General features: G+C 71.8%; 19 protein-coding genes. 12 read left to right on the top strand and 7 right to left on the bottom strand.

Features of this window, described 5'->3' with window-relative positions:
- Together ABL310_RS07425 and ABL310_RS07420 are read right to left on the bottom strand one after the other, a co-directional pair.
- The gene (locus tag ABL310_RS07425; protein WP_349371050.1) at positions 1 to 3,309 is read right to left on the bottom strand and encodes a maltotransferase domain-containing protein; all 3,309 of its coding nucleotides are present in this window, start codon (positions 3,307 to 3,309) and stop codon (positions 1 to 3) included.
- Between the two features lie 242 nt (positions 3,310 to 3,551).
- Positions 3,552 to 4,589, bottom strand: coding sequence for a Glu/Leu/Phe/Val dehydrogenase dimerization domain-containing protein (locus ABL310_RS07420; RefSeq protein WP_349371049.1), 1,038 nt, complete (start codon positions 4,587 to 4,589; stop codon positions 3,552 to 3,554).
- A 205-nt stretch (positions 4,590 to 4,794) separates the two neighbouring features.
- Here ABL310_RS07420 and metZ point away from each other — a divergent pair, with 205 nt between their 5' ends.
- Positions 4,795 to 6,003 carry an O-succinylhomoserine sulfhydrylase gene (gene metZ, locus ABL310_RS07415; protein ID WP_349371048.1) on the top strand — a complete coding sequence of 403 codons (1,209 nt, stop codon included), beginning with the start codon at positions 4,795 to 4,797 and terminating at the stop codon, positions 6,001 to 6,003.
- Between the two features lie 7 nt (positions 6,004 to 6,010).
- On the opposite strand, the gene ABL310_RS07410 is transcribed toward metZ, so the two are convergent.
- Positions 6,011 to 7,132, bottom strand: coding sequence for a PilZ domain-containing protein (locus ABL310_RS07410; protein WP_349371047.1), 1,122 nt, complete (start codon positions 7,130 to 7,132; stop codon positions 6,011 to 6,013).
- 125 nt (positions 7,133 to 7,257) lie between these two features.
- Here ABL310_RS07410 and ABL310_RS07405 point away from each other — a divergent pair, with 125 nt between their 5' ends.
- The 4 genes from ABL310_RS07405 to ABL310_RS07390 all read left to right on the top strand — a co-directional run bounded on the left by ABL310_RS07405 (position 7,258) and on the right by ABL310_RS07390 (position 11,865).
- On the top strand, positions 7,258 to 7,590 hold the full coding sequence (locus tag ABL310_RS07405; protein ID WP_349371046.1) for a rhodanese-like domain-containing protein: 333 nt from the start codon (positions 7,258 to 7,260) through the stop codon (positions 7,588 to 7,590).
- Positions 7,591 to 7,664: 74 nt separating this feature from the next.
- Positions 7,665 to 9,959, top strand: a complete 2,295-nt coding sequence (locus ABL310_RS07400) for a xanthine dehydrogenase family protein molybdopterin-binding subunit (protein ID WP_349371045.1) — start codon at positions 7,665 to 7,667, stop codon at positions 9,957 to 9,959.
- Between the two features lie 517 nt (positions 9,960 to 10,476).
- Positions 10,477 to 10,929 carry a cytochrome c gene (locus ABL310_RS07395; protein WP_349371044.1) on the top strand — a complete coding sequence of 151 codons (453 nt, stop codon included), beginning with the start codon at positions 10,477 to 10,479 and terminating at the stop codon, positions 10,927 to 10,929.
- 9 nt (positions 10,930 to 10,938) lie between these two features.
- Positions 10,939 to 11,865 (top strand): cytochrome c, encoded by a 927-nt coding sequence (locus ABL310_RS07390; RefSeq protein ID WP_349371043.1) that lies wholly within the window; start codon positions 10,939 to 10,941, stop codon positions 11,863 to 11,865.
- On the opposite strand, the gene ABL310_RS07385 is transcribed toward ABL310_RS07390, so the two are convergent.
- Both ABL310_RS07385 and ABL310_RS07380 read right to left on the bottom strand, forming a co-directional pair.
- Positions 11,820 to 13,127 (bottom strand): hypothetical protein, encoded by a 1,308-nt coding sequence (locus tag ABL310_RS07385; protein ID WP_349371042.1) that lies wholly within the window; start codon positions 13,125 to 13,127, stop codon positions 11,820 to 11,822. The two genes, ABL310_RS07390 and ABL310_RS07385, sit on opposite strands and share 46 nt — an antisense overlap.
- An 85-nt stretch (positions 13,128 to 13,212) precedes the next feature.
- A complete protein-coding gene (locus tag ABL310_RS07380; RefSeq protein WP_349371041.1) occupies positions 13,213 to 13,851 on the bottom strand; it encodes a DUF1134 domain-containing protein in 639 nt (212 codons plus the stop codon).
- Between the two features lie 140 nt (positions 13,852 to 13,991).
- Between ABL310_RS07380 and ABL310_RS07375 the strand changes: the two genes are divergently transcribed.
- From ABL310_RS07375 to ABL310_RS07345, 7 genes are all read left to right on the top strand, one after another.
- Complete coding sequence (locus ABL310_RS07375; RefSeq protein ID WP_349371040.1) at positions 13,992 to 14,546, top strand: YHS domain-containing (seleno)protein; 555 nt, start codon at positions 13,992 to 13,994, stop codon at positions 14,544 to 14,546.
- A 102-nt stretch (positions 14,547 to 14,648) separates the two neighbouring features.
- Entirely contained in the window at positions 14,649 to 15,293 is a 645-nt protein-coding gene (gene chpT, locus ABL310_RS07370) for a histidine phosphotransferase ChpT (RefSeq protein ID WP_349371039.1), read from the top strand.
- A 135-nt stretch (positions 15,294 to 15,428) separates the two neighbouring features.
- Positions 15,429 to 18,266, top strand: a complete 2,838-nt coding sequence (locus ABL310_RS07365; RefSeq protein WP_349371038.1) for a hybrid sensor histidine kinase/response regulator — start codon at positions 15,429 to 15,431, stop codon at positions 18,264 to 18,266.
- Positions 18,263 to 18,754, top strand: a complete 492-nt coding sequence (locus ABL310_RS07360; RefSeq protein WP_349371037.1) for a chemotaxis protein CheW — start codon at positions 18,263 to 18,265, stop codon at positions 18,752 to 18,754. Before ABL310_RS07365 ends, ABL310_RS07360 begins: the two co-directional genes overlap by 4 nt.
- A gap of 13 nt (positions 18,755 to 18,767) precedes the next feature.
- Positions 18,768 to 19,133, top strand: coding sequence for a response regulator (locus ABL310_RS07355; RefSeq protein WP_349371036.1), 366 nt, complete (start codon positions 18,768 to 18,770; stop codon positions 19,131 to 19,133).
- Between the two features lie 75 nt (positions 19,134 to 19,208).
- Positions 19,209 to 20,432, top strand: a complete 1,224-nt coding sequence (locus tag ABL310_RS07350; protein WP_349371035.1) for a chemotaxis response regulator protein-glutamate methylesterase — start codon at positions 19,209 to 19,211, stop codon at positions 20,430 to 20,432.
- Complete coding sequence (locus ABL310_RS07345; protein WP_349371034.1) at positions 20,429 to 21,280, top strand: protein-glutamate O-methyltransferase CheR; 852 nt, start codon at positions 20,429 to 20,431, stop codon at positions 21,278 to 21,280. Before ABL310_RS07350 ends, ABL310_RS07345 begins: the two co-directional genes overlap by 4 nt.
- A 456-nt stretch (positions 21,281 to 21,736) precedes the next feature.
- On the opposite strand, the gene queG is transcribed toward ABL310_RS07345, so the two are convergent.
- A complete protein-coding gene (gene queG, locus ABL310_RS07340; protein WP_349371033.1) occupies positions 21,737 to 22,819 on the bottom strand; it encodes a tRNA epoxyqueuosine(34) reductase QueG in 1,083 nt (360 codons plus the stop codon).
- Between the two features lie 26 nt (positions 22,820 to 22,845).
- Positions 22,846 to 23,538 (bottom strand): glutathione S-transferase family protein, encoded by a 693-nt coding sequence (locus ABL310_RS07335; RefSeq protein WP_349371032.1) that lies wholly within the window; start codon positions 23,536 to 23,538, stop codon positions 22,846 to 22,848.
- Between the last annotated feature and the right edge of the window lie 114 nt (positions 23,539 to 23,652).

Genomic DNA, 23,652 nt, shown 5'->3' with positions numbered 1-23,652 from the left:
TCAGGCCCCCTGATGCGGACGGATACGCCAGATGACGAACGGATACTCGAACGGGTCGAGGCGGATGTGGTGCGTCTTGCCGTGCCAGACGAAGGCGCGGTCGGCGATCAGGTCGTCGACCTCGACGGCCCCGTGGTCCGGCAGGCCGAATTCCCACAGCGGCACCTCGAAATCGCACGCGTTGGCGACGTGCGGATTGAGGTTGACCATGACGAGGATCATGTCGTCGCCGTTGCGGGACGGCTTGCCGTAATACAGGATCTCGTCGTGGTAGGCGTTGTAGAAACGCGTGTTGGTGTGCGTGTGCAGCGCCGGGTTCGAGCGGCGGATGCGGTTGAGCCGGGTGACGTCCGGGACGATGTTGCCCGGCATGGTCCAGTCGCGCGGCTTGATCTCGTACTTCTCCGAATCCTTGTACTCTTCCTTGCCGGGGATCGGCTCGCCCTCGAGCAGCTCGAAGCCGGAATACATGCCCCAGATGCCCGACAGGGTCGTGGCGAGGCAGGCGCGCACGAGGAAGCCGGCCCGGCCCGAGCTCTGCAGGTAGTAGGGGTTGATGTCCGGCGTGTTGACGAACAGGTTCGGCCGGAAGAAGTCCTTCGGCGCCTCGTTCGCCAGCTCCTCGAAATAGGATCGCAGCTCCCATTTCGTGTTGCGCCAGGTGAAGTAGGTGTAGGACTGCGTGAAGCCGAGCTTCGCCAGCTGGTACATCATCTTCGGCCGGGTGAAGGCCTCCGACAGGAAGATCGCGTCCGGATGCTGCGCCTTCACGTCGGCGATGAGCCATTGCCAGAACGGCAGCGGCTTGGTGTGCGGATTGTCGACGCGGAACGTCTTGACGCCCTCCTTGCACCAGAACAGCACGATGTCGCGCAGCGCCAGCCACAGGTCCGGGACCGCCTCCGTCTTGTAGAAGTCGACGTTGACGATGTCCTCGTACTTCTTCGGCGGGTTCTCGGCGTACTTGATCGAGCCGTCCGGCCGATAGTCGAACCAGCCGGGATGCTCCTTCAGCCAGGGGTGGTCCGGCGAGCACTGGATGGCGAAGTCGAGCGCGATCTCGAGCCCGTGCGCCTCCGCCGCCTCGCGCAGCGCGCGGAAGTCCTCGAAGGTGCCGAGCTCGGGGTGCAGCGCGTCGTGGCCGCCCTCCTCCGAGCCGATGGCGTAGGGCGAGCCCGGATCCTCGGGCCCCGGCGTGAGGGTGTTGTTCTTGCCCTTGCGGTTCTTCTTGCCGATCGGGTGGATCGGCGTGAAGTAGAGCACGTCGAAGCCCATGTCGCGCACCCGCGGCAGTTGCGGGATGACGTCCCGCAGCGTGCCGTGGCGGTGCGGGCTGTCGACCTGCGAGCGCGGGAAGAGCTCGTACCAGGAGGCGAAATGCGCCTGCGTCCGGTCGGCCTCGATCGGTTGCGTGTGGCTGCGCGCCGCGTGCGGGCGGTCGTCGGCCTCGCGCATGAGCATGCGCGCCTGCGGCGAGAGCAGCACGTGCACCCGGTCGTCGCCCTCGGCGCGATCGAAGCGCGAGAGGATCTCCTCGAGCCCGCTCTTCGTCTCGCCCGACGCGCGCTTGGCGGCGGCCTCGACGTGCTGGCGCCCCTCGATCAGGTCGAGGGAATAGTCCACCTTCGCGTCGAACTTCTTCGTCAGGTCGCGGCAGAAGGTCTGGTAGACGTCGTGCCAGGCCTCGACGACGTAGTCGTGCCGGCCCATCCGCTCGAGGAAGAGCATGCCCTGGAAGCGGTCGTTGCCGAGCGGCTCCATCGGCGCGCGACGCCACGCGTCCTCGTCGACGGCCTTCCACAGCAGCTCGACGCCGAGCACCTCGTGCCCGTCCATCAAGGCGTCGGCCTCGACCACGACGGCGTCGCCGACGACGCGCTTGACCGCGAAGCGGCCCTCGTCGACGGCGGGATCGAGATTGTCGACGGCGATGCGCGGCCACTTGGTGGCGGCCGTCGTCACCGCCCGCTTGCCGGGCTGGCGGGCGACCTTGACGGGCGTCGCCCGCGACGCCTTGGCGAGGAAGGCCTCGCCGGGATGGAGCGCGATCAGGTCGCCGGCGGAGGCGGTGGCGTCGGCCGCGCCCGCCTCGACGGGCGTGAAGGCGCCGAAGGTGCCGCCCATCTGGCCGCGGAGCTTCGCGGCGAAGACGTCGTTGCCCTCGAACAGGTCCGGATTGACGACGACGAGGAGCGCCTCCTCGGCGTAGCGCGGGTCGCGCGCGGTGCGCAGCAGCCCCGTCACCCGCGCCGACGGCCCCGTCAGCGGGCGCAGCATCGCCGGCTCGCGCAGGAGCTCCGTCGCCTCGACGAGGCGGTTCACGCGCTGGACCATCTCGGTCAGGTCGAACGGCGCCTCCGCGGCGGCGCGGTCGTAGTCCTCCGGCGACGAGACCACGGCGTCGATCGGCCGGCGCGCGGCGACCTCGACGCCCATCGGCGCGAGGAGGCCCGTCCCGAGCGCGGCCGCGGCGTGCAGCGCGCGGTCGTAGGCCGGGCGAAGCCCGCGATTGTCGCGCACGCGCTCGGCGAGGCGGGTCGAGAACGGCGCCTCGACCGTCGCGATCGGCGGGGCGACGGTGGCCAGCGCGTCGTGCTCGTCCAGGTACCAGGAGGAGCGGAAGTCCCACCAGGCGAGGGAATTCACCGTGAAGTCGAACGGCGTGCCGCGCAGCTCGAGCACGTCCGGGCGCGGCACGCCGGTGACGTCGGCGATGAACAGCGCGTCCGGCTTGGCGTTGCGCGCGGCCGTCATCAGCCGGCCCCAGAGGTCGGCGGTGGCGCCGGACGGCTTCAGCGCGCGGAAGCCGGCGACGCCGAGCTCGGCGTAGCTCGCGATGCGCGGCGCCCAGAAGTCCCGCAGCCGCTCGCCGCAGCCGTCGACGATGCGCGACATCGCCGTGCCCTGCGGGCTCGCCGGATGGCGCGGGTCGATGATGCCCATCGGCGTCTCGCGGCGCACGGTGAAGCAGTCGGGCGCGGCCTCGACGAAGCGGTGCTCCAGCGCGAAGCTCTGCGGCGCGACGTCGAGCATCAGCTTCAGACCGCGCTCGGCCGCGTGCTCGACGAGCCAGCGGATCACGTCGTGGGCGCCGTAATCGGTTTCGAGCCCGGGATGGGCCGCGTCGTGGTCGGCGGGAAAGAACACGTCGCCGGAGCGGCCCGGCGCGTAGATCGGGGAGACGAGGACATGGTCGAAGCCGAGCGCCTTCACCCGGTCGAAATGCTCGAGGAAACGGCCCAGCGGCCCCACGAGCCGGTGGTGCATGTAGTAGATGCGCGGCGCTTTCGTGATGGTGGTCTCGGCCATCGTCCCTCGCGTGCCTTTCGTCGCTGATCGGATGCGCGCGAGGACCGCGCGCACGGGTGCGGGCGACCGGCGTCGCCTCGGTCTGTCTGTCTCGTTCGTCTCGCGCGTCTGCGCACGGCGGACGCCTGCGCTCGGGTGTCCGGGTCAACACCCCGGATAGGCCGGAGTTCCCAGCAGAGAACGTGAAGCTAAGCCCGAGCCGACGCGACGCGCAACCCCGCTCGGGATTTTCGCACCGCTCGTCACGCCAGCCGCCGCCGCGCGAACGCCTCCGCGACACCGTTCGGGGAGACGCCGCGCTCGGCCGCCTCGCGCAGGATGGTCTCGATGTTGGCGACCATGGCCCCGAGCGTCTCCGTGAGCCAGCCGGCGTCGGTGCGGCCCTCGATCTCGCGCGCCACGTTGATGATCCCGCCCGCATTGAGCGCGAAGTCCGGCACGTAGAGGATGCCGCGCGCGTGCAGGGCGTCGGCGTGCTCGGGGCGGGCGAGCTGGTTGTTGGCGGCGCCCGCGACGATGCGCGCCTTCAGCCGCGGGATGGTCGCGTCGTCGAGGACGCCGCCCAGCGCGCAGGGCGCGAACACGTCGGCCGCGACGGTCGCGATCGCGTCGGGCGCCACGGCGCGCGCGTCGAAGGCCCGCTCGGCGTCGGCGACACGGGCGGGGTCGATGTCGGACACGACGAGCCGGGCGCCGGCGGCGTGGAGCAACGCGCACAGGTGCCGGCCGACATGGCCGAGACCCTGCACCGCGATCGTGCGCCCGGCGACATCGTCGGAGCCCGTCGCGACGAGCAGCGCCTTGCGCATGCCCTCGAACACGCCCCGCGCCGTCACCGGCGAGGGATCGCCCGAGGCGTGCGCGCCGGTCTCGAGGCCCGCCACGTGCGGCGTCGCCTCGCGGACGATCTCCATGTCGGCGACGGACACGCCGACGTCCTCCGCCGTCACGTACGTGCCGCCGAGGTCGTGCACGGCGCGGCCGAAGGCGCGCAGGAGCTCGGGCGTCTTCTGCGTGCGCGGGTCGGCGATGATGACGGACTTTCCGCCGCCGAGATCGAGGCCGGCGACCGCGTTCTTGTAGGTCATGCCGCGGGAGAGACGCAGCGCGTCGGCCAGCGCCTCCTCCTCGCTCGCATAGGGCCACATCCGGCAGCCGCCCGCGGCGGGGCCGAGACGCGTCGAATGGATGGCGACGATGGCTTTCAGGCCCGAGGCCGGATCGTGCGCGAACAGAACGCGCTCGTGGCCGTCGAACTCGGGATGGGTGAACAGGGACACGCGGAACCTCCTCGACGTTGAAGGAAACCGACGAGACGCCGAGCCCGTTCCCCCGTCGGCCGCCACGCTTCGGTGTCGACGCGCCGCGCACAACCGTCAAGACCCATTCTCGCCCGTTCCCCATGCGGCGCCCGAAATCGCTTGCGTCCCGCGCGAGGCTCCGGCAAGAGAATGCGTTCGTTATACAGAACGGGATGATCGTCCGATGAGCTCCGCCGAGCGCCCGACCCCTCCCCTGCGCCCGGAAACGCTGGCCGTGCACGCGGCGTCGAACCGGACGCCGTTCGGAGAGACGTCCGAGGCCCTGTTCCTGACGCAGGGCTTCACCTATCCGGACATGGAGACGGCGGAGGCGCGCTTCAAAGACAAGACCGGCGGGGCGGGCTTCATCTATTCGCGCTTCGGCAACCCCACGGTGGCGATGTTCGAGGAGCGCATGGCCGCTCTCGAGGGCGCCGAGGCCGCCCGGGCCACCGCGACCGGCATGGCCGCCGTCGCCGCGGCGCTGATGGGGCCGTTGAAGGCGGGCGACCACGTGGTCTCGTCCTCGATCCTGTTCGGCTCCTGCCGCTTCATCCTGGCCGAGATCCTGCCGAAATTCGGCATCGCGACCACCTTCGTGGACGGCGGGGATCCGGAGGCCTGGCGCGCCGCCATCCGCCCCGAGACCGCGGCGCTGTTCCTCGAGAGCCCGGCCAACCCGACGACGGATCTCATCGACATCGCCGCCATGGCCCGCCTCGCCCGCGAGGTCGGCGCGATCCTCGTCGTCGACAACGCGCTCGGCATTCCCACCGTCTCGAATCCGCTGGCGCTCGGGGCCGACGTCGTCACCTACTCGGCGACGAAGCACATCGACGGCCAGGGGCGATGTCTCGGCGGGATCGTGCTGTCGTCGAAGGCGTTCATCGAGGAGCGGGTCCAGCCCTGGCTGCGCCATACCGGCCCGGCGCTCTCGCCCTTCAACGCCTGGGTCATGCTCAAGAGCCTCGAGACGCTGTCGCTGCGCATCGGCCGCCAGGCCGAGAACGCGCTCGCCCTCGCGACGGCGTTCGAGAACGCCCCGGGCATCGCGCGCGTGCGCTATCCCGGCCTGCCTTCCTCACCGGACCACGATCTCTGCCGCCGCCAGATGACCTGCGGCGGAACCGTGCTCGCGGTGGAGCTCGCCGGCGGCAAGCAGGCCGCCTTCGCCTTCGGCAAGGCGCTGCGGATCATCAAGATCTCGAACAATTTCGGCGACGCGAAGAGCCTCGTCACCCATCCCGCCACGACGACGCACGAACGTTTCACGCCGCAGGAGCGCGCGTCGATGGGCATCGGCGACGGCATGCTGCGAATCTCGGCCGGTCTCGAGCATCGCGAGGATCTCGTCGCCGACGTCCTGCAGGCGCTCGAGGCGGCCCGGGGCTGAGGGCGTCTCAGTCGTCCGCGGCGCCGAGGAACCGCTCCAGCGCCGCCGCGGCCGCGGCGTTGGCGTCGTGGCGCAGGTCGAAGGAGAGTCGCAGCCGCTCGCCCTCGATCTCGACGACGCTCCCCGCGATCGCCGGCGTGTCCGGCAGATGGAACGAGAGCGGCTGGCCCGGGCTCAGCGCCGCCGGGCGCTCGAGCACGACGAGCGCGCCCTTGGCCGAGAGATCGCGGGTGCGCCCGCGCAGGGCGCCGGCGGCGACGCGCACCTCGCAGGGCGCGTCGACGGGAATGCGGGCCTGCGCGCGTCGATCGCCCATGGGCGACCGTCGCACCGCGGCGATCAGGCCGTCGGACAGCGCCCGCACGGTGCGGGCCATGTCCTGCGCGCCGTCGGCGAGCCGCGCCGCCACGCCCGACGTGTCGAGCGCGAAGCGGCGCAGGGCGGCGACGTCGAAGTCCGGCTCCTCCCGGCCGGCGCCGCGAGCGAGCGCGGCGCCGCGCTGACGCAGGGAGGCGGCGAGCGTCGCCGTCTCGGCCGAGCGCTCCTCCAGCGCCGCGACGAGGCCTTCGACCGCGCCCCAGGCCTCCTCCAGCACGCGGGCGAGATCGGCCACCTCCGTCGAGGCCGCGGTGAAGCCCCGGGCCGAGGCGCCGGCGCGCACGGCGGCGAGGGAGACGTTGAGCGCCGTCGCCGCGACGTCGGCGACGAGCGAGGCGACCGGCGGCACCATCAGGTCGAGGGCGGGACCCAGATCGGCGTCGCCGAGGCTTTCCGCCGCGGCCGCGAGATCGGCCTCCTCGCGGGCGAGACGTCGCGCCTCGGCGCGGGCGCGCGGCGCGAGGGTCTCGAGCGTCTCCGCCTCGCGGCGGATGGCGTAGGCCAGGCGGAAGACGGCCTCGCGCGCCTCGTCGCGGCCGTCGCCGGCCCCGCCGTCGTCGTGGCCGCCGGCGCCGCTCCACCCGATCTCGGAGGCGCGCTCGAGCGGGCTCGACGCGAGGGCGCTGTCGTCGAGCATCAGGTCCGCGCGCGCGCCGGCCGGCGCACCCGTCGCGGGCGCGGCCGAGAACCCGAGCGTCGCGAAGGAGCGGCGCATCTGGGCGAACCGACGTTTGACCTGGAAATCGAGCATGAGCCCCACACGGTCCTGAAACGTTGTCACCTTAAGCCGCGGCCGGTTCCTTAATCCTGAATCGTCCGCAAGCATCTTTGTCGAACCTCGCGCCGAAGAGCCGGCGCGAGCAGGGAGAACACCCCATGTTGACCCAACCCACTGGAGACGCGCCCGCACTGTCCCGCGAGGAGGTGAAGCGCGGCCTCGAGACGGGCTCCATCGCCCTCGTCGACGTCCGCGAGCCGGACGAGTACGAGGTCCGGCGCATTCCGGGCTCCGTGTGCCACCCGCTCTCGCGCTTCGACGCGCAGGCCCTGCCCGACGACGGGCGGCGAATCGTCTTCACCTGCTCCGCGGGCGTGCGCTCGCAGCACGCCGCGCATGCGGCGCAGGCGGCGGGCGTCTCCGAAGTCGCCCACTACCAGGGCGGCATCCAGGATTGGGTCACCGCGGGCGAACCCGTCGAGACCGGGTGAGCATCCGAGGCGGTTGACAGACGCGCGCGGAGCGCCACCCTCGCGCACGACATGACCCATTGGCGGAGATCCCCATGCGCCCCATGAAATTCGGCGTCGGCCAGGCCGTGCGACGCGTCGAGGACGCCCGTTTCGTGACCGGGACGGGCCGATACACCGACGATTTCGCGCCACCCGGCATGATCAACGCCGTGATGGTGCGCAGCCCGCACGCTCACGCCACGCTCCGTGTCGGGGATCTCTCCGAGGTGCGCGCCATGCCGGGCGTGCGCCTCGTCCTCGCCGGCGAGGACGCGAAGGACCTGCAGGATCTCCCCTGCCTCGGACCGGCGCGCAATGCCGACGGCTCGAAGATGCCGCTGCCGCCCTACCCGATCATCGCCCGCGACCACGTGCGCCACGTCGGCGACGTCGTGGGGATGGTCGTGGCGGACACACTGGCGCAGGCCCGCGAGGCGGCCGAGGCCTTCCCGGCCGAGTACGAGCCGCTGCCCGCCGCCGTTGGGATCGCCGGCGCGAAGGCCGAGGGCGCGGCGCTCGTCTGGCCGCAGCTCGGCACGAACCTCGCCTTCGACGCCGCCGTGGGCGACAAGGACGAGACCGACGCCGCCTTCGAGACGGCCGCGCGCGTGGTCTCGCTCACCCTCGTCAACAACCGCGTCGTCGCGAACTTCCTCGAGCCGCGGGCCTGCCTCGCCGAGATCGACGCGGCCACGGGCCGCGTCACCTTGACGCTCGGGAGCCAGGGCAGCCACGACGTACGCGACCTCGTCGCGCAGACGCTCGGCTGGCCGGAGGAGCGTCTGCGGGTCGTCACGCCAGACGTCGGCGGCGGCTTCGGCACCAAGATCTTCACCTATCGGGAATACCCGCTCTGCGCGCTGGCGGCGGAGAGGCTCGGCGCGCCCGTGAAATGGGCGGCGGACCGCACGGAGCATTTCGTGGGCGACGCGCAAGGGCGCGACAACCTCACCGAGGCGCAGATGGCGCTCGACGCCGACGGCCGCTTCCTGGCCCTGCGCGTGACGATCGACGCCGACATGGGCGCCTATCTCTCGCAATTCGCGCCGTTCATCCCGTCGGGCGGCGCGCGCATGTCGCCGGGCGCCTACGACATCCCGGCGGTCCACGCGCGCATCCGCGGCTGGTACTCGCATACGGTCCCCGTCGACGCCTATCGCGGCGCCGGCCGGCCGGAGGCCGCCTACGTCATCGAGCGGCTCGTCGATCACATCGCCCGCGAGCTCGGCGAGACGCCGGATGCGGTGCGCGCGAAGAACTTCATCCGCCCGGAGCAGATGCCCTACAGGACGAAGACCGGGCGCACCTACGACACGGGCGAGTTCGAAGGCCACATGCGCCGCGCCATGGAGCTGGCCGGGTGGGCGGGCTTCGAGGACCGGCTCGCGGCGGCCCGCGCGCGCGGGCGGATCCGCGGCATCGGCATGGCCTGCTACATCGAGGCCTGCTCCGGCGGCGGCGCCGAGACGGCGGAGGTCTCGATCGAGCGCGACGGCACCGCGCTCGTGAAGATCGGGACCCAGTCGACCGGCCAGGGCCACCTCACGGCCTACGCCCAGCTCGTGTCGCAGCATCTCGATCTGCCGGTCGAGAAGATCCGTGTCGTCCAGGGCGACACCGACCAGATCAAGACCGGCGGCGGCACCGGCGGCTCGCGCTCCATCCCCGTCGGCGGAGCCTCGGTCGCCGGCGCCTCCGAGATGCTGGCGACGCGCCTCAAGGAGCTCGCCTCCGACGCGCTCGAGGCGGCGGCGGCCGACCTCGAGATCGCGGAGGGCGGCGTGCGCGTCGCGGGCACCGACCGCGCCGTGTCCTTCGCCGACCTCGCCGCCAAGACGCCCGAGGGGCTCGCGGCGTCGCACGCCTGGAAGCCGCCCGAGGCGACCTATCCGAACGGCACGCACGTGTGCGAGGTCGAGATCGACCCCGACACGGGCGTGACGGAGGTCGTCGGCTACGTCGTCGTCGACGATTTCGGCGTGACGCTGAACCCGCTCCTCCTCGCCGGCCAGGTGCATGGCGGCGTCGCCCAGGGCATCGGCCAGGCGCTGCAGGAGCACGTCGTCTACGACGAGGGCGGCCAGCTGGTGACGGCCTCGTTCATGGACTACCAGCTGCCGCGCGCCGCCGACGTCCCGAACTTCGTCTTCGAGACCCGCAACGTGCCCTCCACGACGAACGTGCTCGGGATGAAGGGCGCGGGCGAGGCGGGCTCGATCGGCGCCTCCCCCGCGGTGATGAACGCGGTCGCCGACGCGCTCCACCGCGCTTACGGCGTGCGCCGCATCGACATGCCGGCGACGCCGCAGGCGGTGTTCCAGGTCATCCGGGAGGCGGAGGGGGGCTGAGCGATCGGGAGAGGGCTGGGCGGTTCGACGCGAGCGCGACGGAGTTCCCCTCTCCCTGGTGGCTAGACGATTCACATATCGTCCCGCGCCGTTGGTCGTGATCTGCGAGAGGCGCGAGCCGCTCGTCCTTCTCCCTTGGAGAAGGCGCCCCCGAAAGGGGGCGGATGTGGGTCGCGATGCAGCGCGAGACGTCTCGGGACGAACGCGACCCTACCGGTACGAACGGCATCGCCGTCGAGACAGTTCTGCACGACCCACACCCCCGGCCCCTCGCCGCAAGGGCGAGGGGAGACCGTCGGCGCCCTGCCTTCGAGTCGCGCCCGTCCGACGATGGGCATTCGCCTCATGAAATGTGTGCACCGACTGAGGGGAGTCGCAGCCCGCCGCGATCACGGTTTCGTGAAATCCGCGCGCGCAGGGGTCCATTCGCGCGCGGACGGGTAGCCGCGGCGAAGCGCCGCGCTATCCTCCTTGGAGGCGCTCCAGACCGGCGCCGGGAAACCGGAGGGGATCCACCGTGACGCACCGCCTGACCCGTCTCGTCGCCACGCTCGGCCTCGCGGCCGTCGCCTTCGGCCCCGCCATCGTCGTCGCGCAGGGCGATCCCATCGCCGAGCGCCAGGAGATCATGAAGGGCGTCGGCGACGCCACCCGCACCGGCGTGCAGATGGTCCGCGGCGAGCGGCCCTTCGACCTCGACGCCGCGCGCAACGCCTTCGTGGTCTACGTCGACGCCTCCGAGCGGATGCCGGACCTGTTCCCCGACGGCACGGAGACCGGCGGCGATACCGAGGCCTCCCCCGCGATCTGGGAGGACAAGGAGCGGTTCGTCGTGCTGTTCACGGAATGGGGCGACGCCGCCGCAGCCGGCCTCGAGCAGACGACGGACGCGACGACCTTCCAGGCCGCCTTCGGCACGGCCACCCAATCCTGCCGCACCTGCCACACGGATTTCCGCCTCGACAACTGACGAGGGCTCATGCTCGACGCGCTCCAGAAGACCGCTGTCGTGGTCGTGACGCTGGTCGTCCTCGGCGTCACGGCCTTCTTCATGCTCTCGGAGCCCGACCTGCACGCGGCCGGCCTCGAGCGCGTGCCGGGCGGCGAGACCGATCTCGCGAACGGCGAGCGGCTGTTCTGGGCCGGCGGCTGCGCCTCCTGCCATGCGACGCCGGACCAGGACGACCCCCTGCTCCTCGGCGGCGGCCTCGCGCTCGAGACCGACTACGGCGTCTTCTACGCGCCCAACCTCTCCCCCTCGCGCGACGGCATGTTCGGCTGGACGACGCCGCAATTCGTGCGGGCCATGCGCGGGGGCGTCTCGCCTGAGGGGGAGCACTACTATCCCTCCTTCCCCTACACCTCCTACCAGCGCATGTCGGCGGCGGACCTGCGGGACCTCCACGCCTTCCTGATGACGCTCAAGCCGGTGGACGGCGTCGCGCCCGAGCACGATCTGGCCTTCCCCTTCAACCTGCGCCGCGGGCTCGGGCTGTGGAAGCTCGCCTATCTCGACGGTGCGGAATTCGTCGCGCCCGAGGGCATGGACCCGCTCCTCGCGCGCGGCGCCTATCTCGTCGAGGGGCCGGCGCATTGCGCCGAGTGCCATTCGCCGCGCAACCTCCTCGGCGCGATCGAGGAGGAGCGGCGCTTCGCCGGCGGACCGAACCCGGAGGGACGCGGCTTCATCCCCAACATCACCCCGCACGAGACCGGCATCGGCTCCTGGACGCAGGGCGAGATCGTGGAGCTGCTCACGTCGGGCTTCACGCCGGAATTCGACGTGATCGGCGGCACGATGGCGCACGTCGTCGACAACACGGCGCAGCTTCCCGCGGAGGACCGCGAGGCGATCGCCGCCTACCTGCTGGCGCTGCCGCCCAAGCCCGAGACGCCGCGGGACTGAGCGGCGCCCTCCCCCGTCTCCGTCGCGGCGGCGACCTTCGGCGAGGCCTGGGCATCGGCGCCGTCACCCGGGCCGCGGCGGCGACCCTTCTCGGCGCCTCCCGCCTTCTCCGACGCGCTACGCCGCGCCGCCGCGCGCTTGACCTCGGCCTCGACCGCCTCGGCGCGTCGCTCCAGGCTCGCGCCGTCGACGGGCGCGGGCTCCTCCTGCGGCTTCGGTCCGCCGCGCGCCGAACCGGGCCGCGCCGCCCGCAGGGCCGCGAGCTCGCCCTGCGCCCGCGCGCGCTCCTGGCGGGCGAGCGAGAGCGCGCCCTCGAGCGAGCCCTTCTCGGCCTTGAGCACCTCGATGCGCTCGTTGAGCGCGCGCAGGGCGCTCTCGTGCGCGCCGGCGAGCGACTTCTCGCGGGCGACGAGGCTCTCGACCCGCGCCTCCAGCCGGGCGACGGCCGCCTGCGCCGCGGCCAGCGCCGCGTTCGCGTCCTCGCCGATGGCGCGGGCGAGATCGCGCTCCTGGCGCAGCTCGCCGGATTCCACGCCGAGCGCCGCGGCCTCCGCCGACTTCGCGTCGGCCTCGGCGCGCGCTTGCGCGAAGCGCCGCTCCAGCACCTCGCCGCGGGCCTGCTCGTCGCCGAGCGCCGCGCGCGTCTCGCCATGGGCCGTGCGCTCCGCCGCGAGCTCGGCGCTGCGCTGGGCGAGCCGCTTGTCGAGCTCGTCGCCGCGCTGGGTCTGCACGGCGACGCGGGTCTCGAGGTCGGCGATGGCGATGCGCTTGGCGTCGACGTCCTGGAGCGCGCGGTCGTGGCGGCCCTGCAGGTCGGCCTGCGCCGTCTTCAGCTGCGTGAAGGCCTCGCGGGTGTCGGCGAGATCGCCGCGGGTCTCGGTCAGGTCGTCCTGCGTCTCGGCGAGCGTGGAACGCGTCTTGGCGAGATCGGCGTCGAGATCGGCGATGCGCGCGTCGCGGGCGGCGAGGTCGCGGCCGAGCGTGTCGATCCGCAGCGCGCGGCGGCCGAGCTCGGCCATGTCCGCCTGCTTGCCGGCGAGCGTGCGCTCGAGCCGCTCCTCCACGCGCCGCTCGCGGAGCGCGAGCTGGGCGCGCAGGTGATCGCGCTCTGCGTTGAGCTCCACCAGCGAGCGCGGCAATTGCGCTTCCAGCCGGCGCCGGGCTAGCCGGTCCGCACGGGCGTTGAGAGCCGGGACCATCAGCAGCGCCAGGAAGGTCGCCGCCAGGAACCCCAGCAGGATGAACATGGCGGCTTCGATCACGCGTCGCCTTCCGGATAACGGACCCGCATTCGTGGATTAAGGCAAACGCGCGGCGGACGCCAGCGTTGCGGCGTCCGCCTTTTCGTCAGAACGGATTCCAGGTCGGCTGCGCGGTGAACTTGAGGTATCCGAGGTTGAGGCCGAGCCGCGCGCCCACGCCGGTGCGGATCGGAACCACCACCATCTCGTCCGCCATCAGCGCCGTCATCCCGACCCCGCCGACGAGGTAGGCCGAGCCGTCGAGCCCGACGAAGCGGCGGTAGAGCGCCTCGGTGGAGGGCAGGTTGTAGACGAGCATCATCGTGCGGGCCCCGTCTCCGCCGACGTCGAAGCCGAGCGAGGGGCCCTGCCAGAAGACCGGGCGCTGCCCGGCATTGCGGGTGTAGAGCACGCCCTCGCCGTAGCGCAGGCCGCCGAAGAAGGCGCCCGACGCCTCCTGGCCGAGGATGTAGCCGTTGGGCTGACCCCAGCGCGCCACCGCCTGCTCGATCGTGAGCGCGAGACCGCGCGACGTCGAGCCGAAGAAGCGGTGCCCCGCCTCGATCGTCTCCTGCGTCGTGTAGGTCTGGGTCTGGCGCATCATGTCCGTGTTCGTGGCGCGCGGATCGCCGGGCGCGGCGTGGAGGGCGCCCGGCGCGACGAGCAGCGCGAGGGCGAGGATCAGGGCCGCGACCGCCGGGAGGGAGGGCGCGAGGCGGACGACGGCGAGAGTGGCGGCGCGCATGGTCTCTCTCTCTTTCTCTGCGGGTCCCGGCGCAGGCCCCTCCCGGGAGAGGCGGGCGCATTGACGTGATGTTGAGCCTTTGCGGCCAAAACGGGCCGCGGGAGCCGACGACGGCTTTCGAACGGAAGAATTCGAGCAAGATGGACAACAGAGCGTTAACGTTGATCGCCTGCGCGCTGGTTCTTTCCCAGGCCCTCGCCCCGAGCCTTTCCGGCGTCGCCCGCGCGGAACCGCAAGGGGAGGCTCTGGTCGCCGCTCTGCCGCCGCCCATCGGGCTGACCGAGCGCGTGCCGCTCCACGCGCTCTCCGGATACGCCCTCGACGGCCTCGACCCCGTCACGTACTTCCTTCCCGGCGGGCCGCAGCCCGGCGCCGTCGCGCACGAGACCGTCTGGCGCGGCGCAGCCTGGCGCTTCGCCAGCGCCGCGAACCAGGCGGCCTTCGAGGCGGGGCCCGCGCGCTTCCTCCCGCGGCTCGGAGGCAACGATCCGGTCGCGCTCGCGCAGGGGCGCCTCGCCGAGGGCCGGTCCGACCTCTACGCCGTCGTCGAAGGGCGGCTCTATCTCTTCCACGATCCCGCGAGCCGCGCGCGCTTCACCGGCGCGCCGGAGACCCTCGCCACGGTCGAGGGCGCCTGGGAAGCGTTGCGCGAAAGCCTCGTCGACCCGGCGAGCGGCCGCGGCGCATCGCCTTGATCTTTGCAAGGCGCAGCCACGCCGCTACCAAGAACCGTGGGCGTTCCTGCGCCCGAATCGCATCCGCGCCGGTTCCGCCGGTACAGGCCCCTCGGAGGTCCCATGGCCACGGTCTCGCTCGATTCCCTCGATCTCGCCGCTCTGCTCTGCTCGCGCGTCTGCCACGACGTGATCAGCCCCGTGGGCGCGATCGTGAACGGCCTCGAGGTGATGGAGGAGGAAGGCGGCGACGCCGAGATGAAGGAGTTCGCGCTCGACCTCATCCGCAAGAGCGCGCGCCAGGCCTCCGCCCGCCTCCAGTTCGCCCGCATCGCCTTCGGCGCCGCCGGCTCGGCCGGCGCGGCGATCGACCTCGGCGATGCCGAGACGGTGGCCAAGGGGTTCTTCAACGACGACCGCACCCAGCTGACCTGGGACGCGCGGCGCATGCTCCTGCCGAAGAACCGCGTGAAGCTTCTGCTCAACCTCGTCGTCATCGCCGCGCAGGGCATCCCGCGCGGCGGCACGATCGCGGTGACGGTGGAGGGCGACGAGCAGGCCTCCCGTTTCGTGGTGCGCGCCCAGGGCAAGGCGGCGCGCGTGCCCACCCACGCTCCCGCCCTCGTCGCCGGCGAGGCGGAGGACGGGGTCGTCGACGCTCACGCGATCCAGGCGTACTATACCGGATTGGTAGCGCGCGCCGCTGGCATGGGGGTCGGGTTCGCGCTCGACGGCGACGTGGTCACCATCACCGCCGAGCCGTCGTAGAATGGTTGAATTCCGTTAAGCATCGCACGTGTCCGGAAGAGACGATCCTCGGCGCGAGAGGAAACGGAACTTAAACGACTTTCGCGGCACTCTCGATCCAACCCGGCCCAGCCTCTGGTGGATCGAGATATCTCCATGGATGAACTGCTTCGCGAATTCCTGACCGAGACGAGCGAGCACCTCGATACGGTCGACGTCGAGCTCGTTCGCTTCGAGCAGGACCCCAACAACGAGAAGATACTCTCGAACATCTTCCGGTTGGTCCATACGATCAAGGGGACCTGCGGGTTCCTCGGCCTGCCGCGGCTGGAGAGCCTGGCGCATGCGGCCGAGACCCTGATGGGCCGCTTCCGCGATGGCCTGCCCGTCACGTCCAACGCCGTGACGCTGATCCTCGCGACGCTCGACCGGATCAAGGAGATCCTCGCCGAGCTCGAGCGCACCGCGGCCGAGCCGGAGGGCGAGGACGTCGACCTGATCGGCGAGCTCGAGCGGATGTCCACCGCCGACGAGGCGGCCCTCCTCGCCGAGGACGCCGCCGCGCCGGCCGCCGAGGCCGCGCCCGAGGCGCCCGCCGCCACGGCGACGCCCGAGCCCGAGCCCGAGCCCCCGCTGGTCGTGCAGGCGCTGGAGCGCGAGCTGAAGCCCGGCGAGGTCTCGCTCGACGACCTGGAGCGCGCGTTCCTCGAGGCGCCCGGCCCCGACGACGACATCGCCCCGCCCCCCGCGCCGGAGCCGGTCGCCGCAGCCGCGCCCGCCCCGGAGCCGAAGGTCGAGGCCGCGCCCGTCGCGCCGAAGGCCGAGGCCAGGGCCGAAGCGAAATCCGAGCCGACGCCGGAGGCGAAGCCCGCGGCGCGCAACGGCCAGGCCGCCGAGAAGGAGGCCTCCGAGGGCGCCGGGTCGGGCGACAACGTGACCAAGGTCCAGACGATCCGCGTCAACGTCGACACGCTCGAGCACCTGATGACGATGGTCTCGGAGCTGGTGCTCACCCGCAACCAGCTGCTCGAGATCGCGCGCCGCCACGAGGACAACGGCTTCAAGGTCCCGCTGCAGCGCCTCTCGCACGTCACCGCGGAGCTGCAGGAAGGCGTCATGAAGACGCGCATGCAGCCGATCGGCACGGCCTGGCAGAAGCTGCCGCGCATCATCCGCGACCTCTCCTCCGAGCTCGACAAGAAGATCGAGCTCGTCATGCAGGGCGCCGACACCGAGCTCGACCGCCAGGTGCTCGAGGTCATCAAGGACCCGCTGACCCACATGATCCGCAACTCGGCGGATCACGGCATCGAGACGCCGGCCGAGCGCCGGGCGTCCGGCAAGTCCGAGCGCGGCACGATCCGGCTCAACGCCTATCACGAAGGCGGCACGATCACGATCGAGATCTCGGACGACGGCAAGGGCCTGAACTTCGACGCCATCCGCAGGAAGGCGATCGATCGCGGGCTCGGCAGCGAGGCCGAGATCGAGCGGATGAGCGAGGCGCAGATCGCCAAGTTCATCTTTCACCCGGGCTTCTCGACGGCCAAGCAGGTCACGGCGGTCTCCGGCCGCGGCGTGGGCATGGACGTCGTCAAGACGAACATCGAGCTCATCGGCGGCACGGTCGAGATCGTGTCCGAGCAGGGCAAGGGCACGACCTTCACCATCAAGATCCCGCTGACGCTCGCCATCGTCGCGGCGCTCATCGTCGCCGCCGGCGACCAGCGCTACGCCATCCCGCAGGTGGCGGTGCTCGAGCTCGTGCGCGTCAAGAAGGGCTCCGACCACCAGATCGAGCGCATCAACGGCACGCCGGTGCTGCGCCTGCGCGACCGGCTGCTGCCGATCGTGCCGGCCAGCCAGGTTCTCGGCATGGACAGCGCCGACGCCGGGCCGGGCGACGAGGGCTTCGTCGTCGTCTCCCAGGTCGGCCGCCAGCGCTTCGGCATCCTCGTCGACGGCGTCTTCCACACGGAAGAGATCGTCGTGAAGCCGATGTCGACGAAGCTGCGCCACATCCCGCTCTTCTCCGGCAACACAATCCTCGGCGACGGCGCCGTGGTGCTGATCATCGACCCGAACGGCGTCGCCAAGATGGTCGGCTCCGGCACCGCCGAGCAGCAGTTCGGCTTCGAGGACATGGGCGAGACGGAGGAGACGAACGACGTCGAGACCGTGACGCTCCTCGTCTTCCGCGGCGGCGGCGAGAGCCTCAAGGCGGTGCCGCTCTCGCTGGTCACGCGCCTCGAGGAGATCGACGCGACCAAGATCGAGTGGGTCGGCGGGCGTCCGCTGATCCAGTACCGTGGCAAGCTGATGCCGCTCGTCACCGCCGACCCGACGATCCAGATCAAGTCCGAGGGCAGCCAGGCTCTCGTCGTGTTCTCCGACGGCGAGCGGGCGATGGGGCTCGCGGTCGACGAGATCGTCGACATCGTCGACGACGTGCTCGACATCGAGCTCGTGGCCGACCGCTCCGACCTCGTCGGCTCGGCCGTGGTGCGCGGGCGCGCCACCGAGATCGTCAACGTCGCCCACTACCTGCCGCTCGCGCACGAGGACTGGACGCGGAGCGGGCCGCCGAAGATCGCGAGCCTCTCGCGCACGCTGCTGCTGGTCGACGACAGCCCGTTCTTCCGCGACATGCTCACCCCGGTGCTCAAGGCCGCGGGCTTCAAGGTGATCACGGCGGGCTCGACGGAGGAGGCGCTGCAGGTGCTCGCCGCCGACAAGCGCATCGACGTCATCGTCACCGACATCGAGATGCCCGGGCGCGACGGCTTCGCGCTGGTCGAGGCGGTGCGCGCCCAGGCGCGGCTGCACGACGTGCCGGTGATCGCGCTCTCCTCGGGCGTGACGCCCGAGGCGATCGATCGCGCGCGTCGCCTGCGCATCTCGGAATTCGTCGCCAAGTTCGATCGCTCGGGCCTCGTCGCCGCGCTCGCCGAGACCGGCGCCGCCGACGCCCGTTCCCTGGGAGAAGCCGCATGATCGCCGCCAATTCGAACGAGACCGGGCGCGACGGCCGCGCCTCCGGCGAGATGGAGGAATTCGTCACCGTGATGGTCGCCGACCAGATGTTCGGCCTGCCCATCGACCGGGTGCACGACGTCTTCATCGCCTCGTCCCTCACCGCCGTGCCGCTGGCCCCGCGCGAGATCGCCGGGCTCTTGAACCTGCGCGGCAAGGTGGTCACGGCGGTGGACCTGCGCCGCCGTCTGGGCCTGCCCGATCGCGAGACCTCCGGCGACGAGATGGCGGTCGGCCTGGAGCACAGCGGCGAGAGCTACGGCCTTCTCGTCGATTCCGTCGGCGAGGTGATGAAGCTCTCCGTCGACACGCACGAGCCGGCCCCGGTCCACATGGACCAGCGCTGGGTGAAGCTGTCGAACGGCGTGCACCGCCTGGACGGCCGGCTGCTGATCATCCTGAACGTGGACGCGGTCCTCGCCTTCGACGCCGAAGCCCGCGCGGCCTGACGGGAGAAAGCGCATGAAGCACTGCCTCGTGGTCGACGACTCGGCGGTGATCCGCAAGGTCGCCCGCCGGATTCTGGAGGGCCTGTCCTTCCGCATCACCGAGGCGGAGGACGGCGAGCAGGCGCTCACCGTCTGCCGCGCACAGATGCCGGACGCGGTGCTGCTCGACTGGAACATGCCCGTGATGGACGGCTACGACTTTCTGCGGGCCCTGCGCGCCCTGCCCGGCGGCTGCCATCCCAAGGTCGTGTTCTGCACGACCGAGAATGACGTGGCCAACATCGCCCGCGCCATGCGCGCCGGCGCCGACGAATACATCATGAAGCCCTTCGACAAGGAGATCATGACCGCCAAGATGCAGGAGGTGGGGCTCGTCTGAGCCTGTCCGAGCATCGCAATCGTCCTCGCGCCGCGGGCCTCTGGCGTCCGCGTCGCGCTACCTTCGAGCCGCGTCATGACCTCCGCCCTCGCCTCCGCCTCCCAGAACGCGCCGCCGCAGCCCGCCCGCATCATGATCGTCGACGATTCCGTCGTCGTCCGCGGGCTCACCTCGCGCTGGCTGGAAGAGGCCGGCTTCACCATCGCGGCCACCTGCTCCAACGGTCGTGTCGCCGTCGAGCAGATCGAGCGCGCGCGGCCCGACATCGTCATCCTCGACATCGAGATGCCCGAGATGGACGGGCTGCAGGCCCTGCCGCTGCTGCTGGCCAAGGCGCCCAAGGCGACCGTCATCGTCATCTCGACGCTGACCCAGCGCAACGCCCAGGTCTTGCTCAAGTGCCTCTCCATGGGCGCGACCGACTATCTGCCGAAGCCCGAGAGCCATCGCGGCGTCACCACGTCGACGACCTTTCGGCAGGATCTGATCGCCAAGGTCCAAGGCCTCGCCGCGCGCCATCAGCGCCGCGCCGGCGCAGCCGGAGCCGCGAGCCCCGCGCCGCGTCTCGGGGCGGGACAGGCCGCCGGGGTCCGCACCGCGCCCGCACCGCGCGCGCCCCTCGCCGGCCAGATCCGTCCCGTGCCGCAGGCGGCGCAGGCGCGCGTGGAGACGAGCCGGGTGATCGTGCGCCCGCGCACCGGCTTCGCCCAGGCGCCGAAGGCGCTTCTCGTCGGGGCCTCGACCGGAGGCCCGCGCGCCGTGGGCGAGGTGCTCTCGGCGCTCGCGCCGGCGCTGCGCCACGTGCCGGTTCTGATCGTCCAGCACATGCCGCCGATCTTCACCGCCGTGTTCGCCGAGCATCTCGGGGTCCAGACCGGCCTGCCCGCCGCCGAGGGCCGCGACGGCGAGAAGCTCGAGCCCGGCCGCATCTACGTGGCGCCCGGCGGCAAGCACATGGGCCTGCGCCGCGAGGGCGCGGGGAGCGTCTTCGTGCGGCTCGACGACGGTCCGCCGGAGAATTTCTGCAAGCCCGCGGTCGACGTGCTCTTCCGCGACGCCGCCGCGATCTACGGCGGCTCGGCGCTGTCGGTCGTCCTCACCGGGATGGGCGCCGACGGAACCGCCGGCGCCAAGTCCCTCGTCGCCGCGGGCGGGCTCGTCCTCGCCCAGGACGAGGCGACCAGCACGGTCTGGGGCATGCCGGGCTCCATCGCCCGCGCCGGCCTCGCCCACGACATCCTGCCGCTGCCGGCCATCGCGCCTGCGCTCAAGACCCTGCTCAACGGAGGCGCGGCATGACGGACGCCGACTTCGACTACCTGCGCGCGCTCCTGAAGTCGCGCTCGGGCCTCTCCCTCGCGCCGGAGAAGCGCTACCTCGTCGAGAGCCGGCTGGGGCCGATCTGCCGCAAGCACCAGATCCCGGGCCTGCCGCAGCTCGTCCAGGTCCTGCGCAGCGGACGCAACACGGCCATCGAGACCGCCGTCGTCGAGGCGATGACGACGAACGAGACCTTCTTCTTCCGCGACAAGACCCCCTTCGACGTCTTCCGCGACGGCCTCCTGCCGAAGCTCGCCGCCGCGCGCGCGTCCACCAAGCGCCTGCGCGTCTGGTGCGCGGCCGCCTCCACCGGCCAGGAGCCCTACTCGCTCGCCATGATCCTCGACGAGATGCGCCCGCGGCTCGGCGGCGTGCAGGTCGACATCCTGGCCACCGACCTCGCCGGCGAGGTGCTCGACCGCGCCAAGGCGGGCGTCTACAGCCAGTTCGAGGTGCAGCGCGGCCTGCCGATCCAGATGCTGCTCAAGCACTTCAAGCAGGAGGGCGAGCAGTGGCGGATCTCGCCCGCGATCAAGGGCATGGTCCAATTCCGGCCGCTCAACCTGATCCGCGACTTCTCGGCGCTGGGCCAGTTCGACATCGTGTTCTGCCGCAACGTGCTGATCTATTTCGACCAGCCCACCAAAACCGACGTCCTGCGCCGCCTCGCCAATTCGCTCGCCCCGGACGGCGCGCTCTTCCTCGGCGCCGCGGAGACGGTGATCGGCCTCACCGACGCGCTCCAGCCGCATCCCGAGTTCCGCGGGCTCTACGTGCCCAACCGGGCGCAGCCCGCCCCCGCCCCGCGCCTCGCCGCGAGCGCGTGAGGGGCGGCGCGCCCGTCGTTGCCGTCGAGACAGCCCTGCACGCCCCGATTTCCTTCCCTGTAGGGGAAGGTGGCTCGGCGAAGCCGAGACGGATGGGGCGCGGCGCGTGAGCGACGCGTTCCGCGAAGCGGAAGCTCGGGCGGCCGTCGGTCGCGCCCGTCGATTTCGGCTTCGCCGAACGCGCGTGCCGCGCGCCCCATCCGTCACCGCGCTTCGCGCGGCGACACCTTCCCCTACAGGGAAGGAAAGGGTTCGGCGCGCCCGCCGCCCGCCCCCCCCGCGCGCGTACCGCCGCCTCGCGCTGCATCGGCGGCGAGACAGAACGATCTCGCCTTCGATGAAGCGAGACCGGACGGCAGGGCCTCGTCCGCATGAGGCGGAGACCTGCGCGACGCCCCTCCCGGTCCGGGCTTCGCCCGGCCCACCTCCCCCGCGGGGTGATGCCGGGTCTCGCCCTCACCCCCACTCCCGCGCCACCTCCGGATCCCCCTCCCCCGCGGCCCGCGCCTCCCGCAGCGCCGCGAACTCGCCTTCCGGCAGAAGCCGCCGGAGCGCCCACACAGCCATCGCGCGCACCAGCGGCGAGGCGTCGTCGAGCCGCTCGCGCGCGGCCCGCGCCAGGCCGGGGTCGCCGCTGTTGCCGATGGCGATCAGCACGTTGCGCACGAAGCGGTCGCGGCCCGTGCGCTTGATCGGCGTGCCCGAGAACAGCGCGCGGAAGGCGGCGTCGTCCAAAGCCGCGAGCTCGGCGAGGGGGCGGTCCGCGAGATCGGGACGGGAGCGCAGCTTCGCCTCGCGCCCGGCCTGCGCGAACTTGTTCCACGGGCAGACGGCGAGGCAATCGTCGCAGCCGTAGACCCGGTTGCCGATGCCCTCGCGCAAGGCGGGATCGATGTGCCCCTTGTGCTCGATGGTGAGGTAGGAGACGCACCTCCGCGAATCGAGCACGTAGGGCGCCGGGAAGGCGTTCGTCGGGCACACGTCGAGGCAGCGCCGGCAGGAGCCGCAATGGTCGCGCTCCGGCTCGTCGACGGGCAGGTCGGCGGTGGTGAAGATCGCCCCCAGGAAGAGCCAGTTTCCGAGCGCGCGCGAGACCAGCACCGTGTGCTTGCCCTGCCAGCCGAGCCCGGCGGCCTCCGCCAGCGGCTTCTCCATCACGGGCGCGGTGTCGACGAACACCTTCACGTCCGCCCCGCCCTTGGAGGCGAGCGCGCCGGCGAGTTCCTTGAGCTTGCCCTTGATCACGTCGTGATAGTCGCGCCCCTGCGCGTAGACCGAGATCGCCGCCCGCGAGCGCCGGCGCACGGCCTCCAGCGGGTCCTCGTCGGGCCCGTAATTCATGCCGAGCATGACGATGGAGCGGACCTCGGGCCACAGGGCCCGCGGGTCGGCCCGGCGCTCGGCCGTCTCGTCCATCCAGGCCATCGTGCCCTGATGGCCGGCCTCGAGCCAGGCCGCGAGCCGCGGGGCGAGATCGGGCAGGGCCGCGGGCGCGGTCACGCGGACAGCGTCGAAGCCGAGCGCGCGGGCGCGCTCCACGATCTCGTCTTTCAGGCGTTCCCGTCTCAGAAGTCCAGATCCGCGTAGGCGTCGGGCGGCGCCATGCCGGGGACGCGGTCGGCGAGGAGCGCGCGGAAGCTCGGGCGGCTCTTCACCCGCGCGTACCACGTCTTCGCCGCCTCGTCCTCCGCCCATGGCGCATCGCCCAGATAGTCGACGCAGGAGATATGGGCAGCCGCGGCGAGATCGGCATAGGTCAGCGCCTCGCCGGCGAGAAAATTCCGGCGCTGGGCGAGGAAGCCGATATAGCGCACGTGATAGCGCACGTTGGCGCGCGCGGCCCGGATCGTCGCCATGTCCGGCGGTCCGCCGCCGGCGGAGGCCGAGACGAAGCGCTTGTAGATCTTCTCGTTGACGAGATAGCCGGTCACTTCCTCGTAGAACTTGCCGAGGAACCAGCCCATCAGCCGACGCACCTCGACCCTGGCCGCCGGTTCCGCCGGCATCAGCCGGCGCTCCGGCTCCGCCGGGCCGGTGGTCTCGTCGAGCCATTCGGCGATGACGGCGGGCCCGGGCACGACGAGGCCGTCGTCCTCCACGAGAACCGGGGTCTGGCCGGCCGGGTCGAGGGCGAGGAACGACTCGCGCCGCTCCCAGGGCCGCTCCTCGACGAGATCGACCACGCGCCCCAGCTCCGCCAGCGCGAGGCGGGCGAAGCGCGAATGCGGGCAGAGCGGATAGTGATGCAGTGTGGCCATGGGTCCCAAGAACGCTTCGAGCCGGGCGACATTAAGGCTTCGTCAAGTTAACGCCCGGTAACGATCCGCCGGGCTGGCGCTCGCGCCGCAGGGCGGCTACACCCGGCTCCGACG

The organism is Salinarimonas sp. (genome assembly GCF_040111675.1).
In the GTDB taxonomy this organism is placed as follows: Bacteria; Pseudomonadota; Alphaproteobacteria; order Rhizobiales; family Beijerinckiaceae; genus Salinarimonas.
This window is presented reverse-complemented; position numbering and strand designations above follow the sequence as displayed.

Bases quoted from the DNA above. Each gene is read 5' to 3' on its own strand.
- ABL310_RS07380 (WP_349371041.1), bottom strand. From the start codon at position 13,851: ATGCGCGCCGCCACTCTCGCCGTCGTCCGCCTCGCGCCCTCCCTCCCG.
- ABL310_RS07425 (WP_349371050.1), bottom strand. From the start codon at position 3,309: ATGGCCGAGACCACCATCACGAAAGCGCCGCGCATCTACTACATGCAC.
- metZ (WP_349371048.1), top strand. From the start codon at position 4,795: ATGAGCTCCGCCGAGCGCCCGACCCCTCCCCTGCGCCCGGAAACGCTG.
- ABL310_RS07365 (WP_349371038.1), top strand. From the start codon at position 15,429: ATGGATGAACTGCTTCGCGAATTCCTGACCGAGACGAGCGAGCACCTC.
- ABL310_RS07345 (WP_349371034.1), top strand. From the start codon at position 20,429: ATGACGGACGCCGACTTCGACTACCTGCGCGCGCTCCTGAAGTCGCGC.
- ABL310_RS07400 (WP_349371045.1), top strand. From the start codon at position 7,665: ATGCGCCCCATGAAATTCGGCGTCGGCCAGGCCGTGCGACGCGTCGAG.
- ABL310_RS07355 (WP_349371036.1), top strand. From the start codon at position 18,768: ATGAAGCACTGCCTCGTGGTCGACGACTCGGCGGTGATCCGCAAGGTC.
- ABL310_RS07410 (WP_349371047.1), bottom strand. From the start codon at position 7,132: ATGCTCGATTTCCAGGTCAAACGTCGGTTCGCCCAGATGCGCCGCTCC.
- ABL310_RS07350 (WP_349371035.1), top strand. From the start codon at position 19,209: ATGACCTCCGCCCTCGCCTCCGCCTCCCAGAACGCGCCGCCGCAGCCC.
- ABL310_RS07375 (WP_349371040.1), top strand. From the start codon at position 13,992: ATGGACAACAGAGCGTTAACGTTGATCGCCTGCGCGCTGGTTCTTTCC.
- ABL310_RS07405 (WP_349371046.1), top strand. From the start codon at position 7,258: ATGTTGACCCAACCCACTGGAGACGCGCCCGCACTGTCCCGCGAGGAG.
- ABL310_RS07335 (WP_349371032.1), bottom strand. From the start codon at position 23,538: ATGGCCACACTGCATCACTATCCGCTCTGCCCGCATTCGCGCTTCGCC.
- ABL310_RS07360 (WP_349371037.1), top strand. From the start codon at position 18,263: ATGATCGCCGCCAATTCGAACGAGACCGGGCGCGACGGCCGCGCCTCC.
- chpT (WP_349371039.1), top strand. From the start codon at position 14,649: ATGGCCACGGTCTCGCTCGATTCCCTCGATCTCGCCGCTCTGCTCTGC.
- ABL310_RS07390 (WP_349371043.1), top strand. From the start codon at position 10,939: ATGCTCGACGCGCTCCAGAAGACCGCTGTCGTGGTCGTGACGCTGGTC.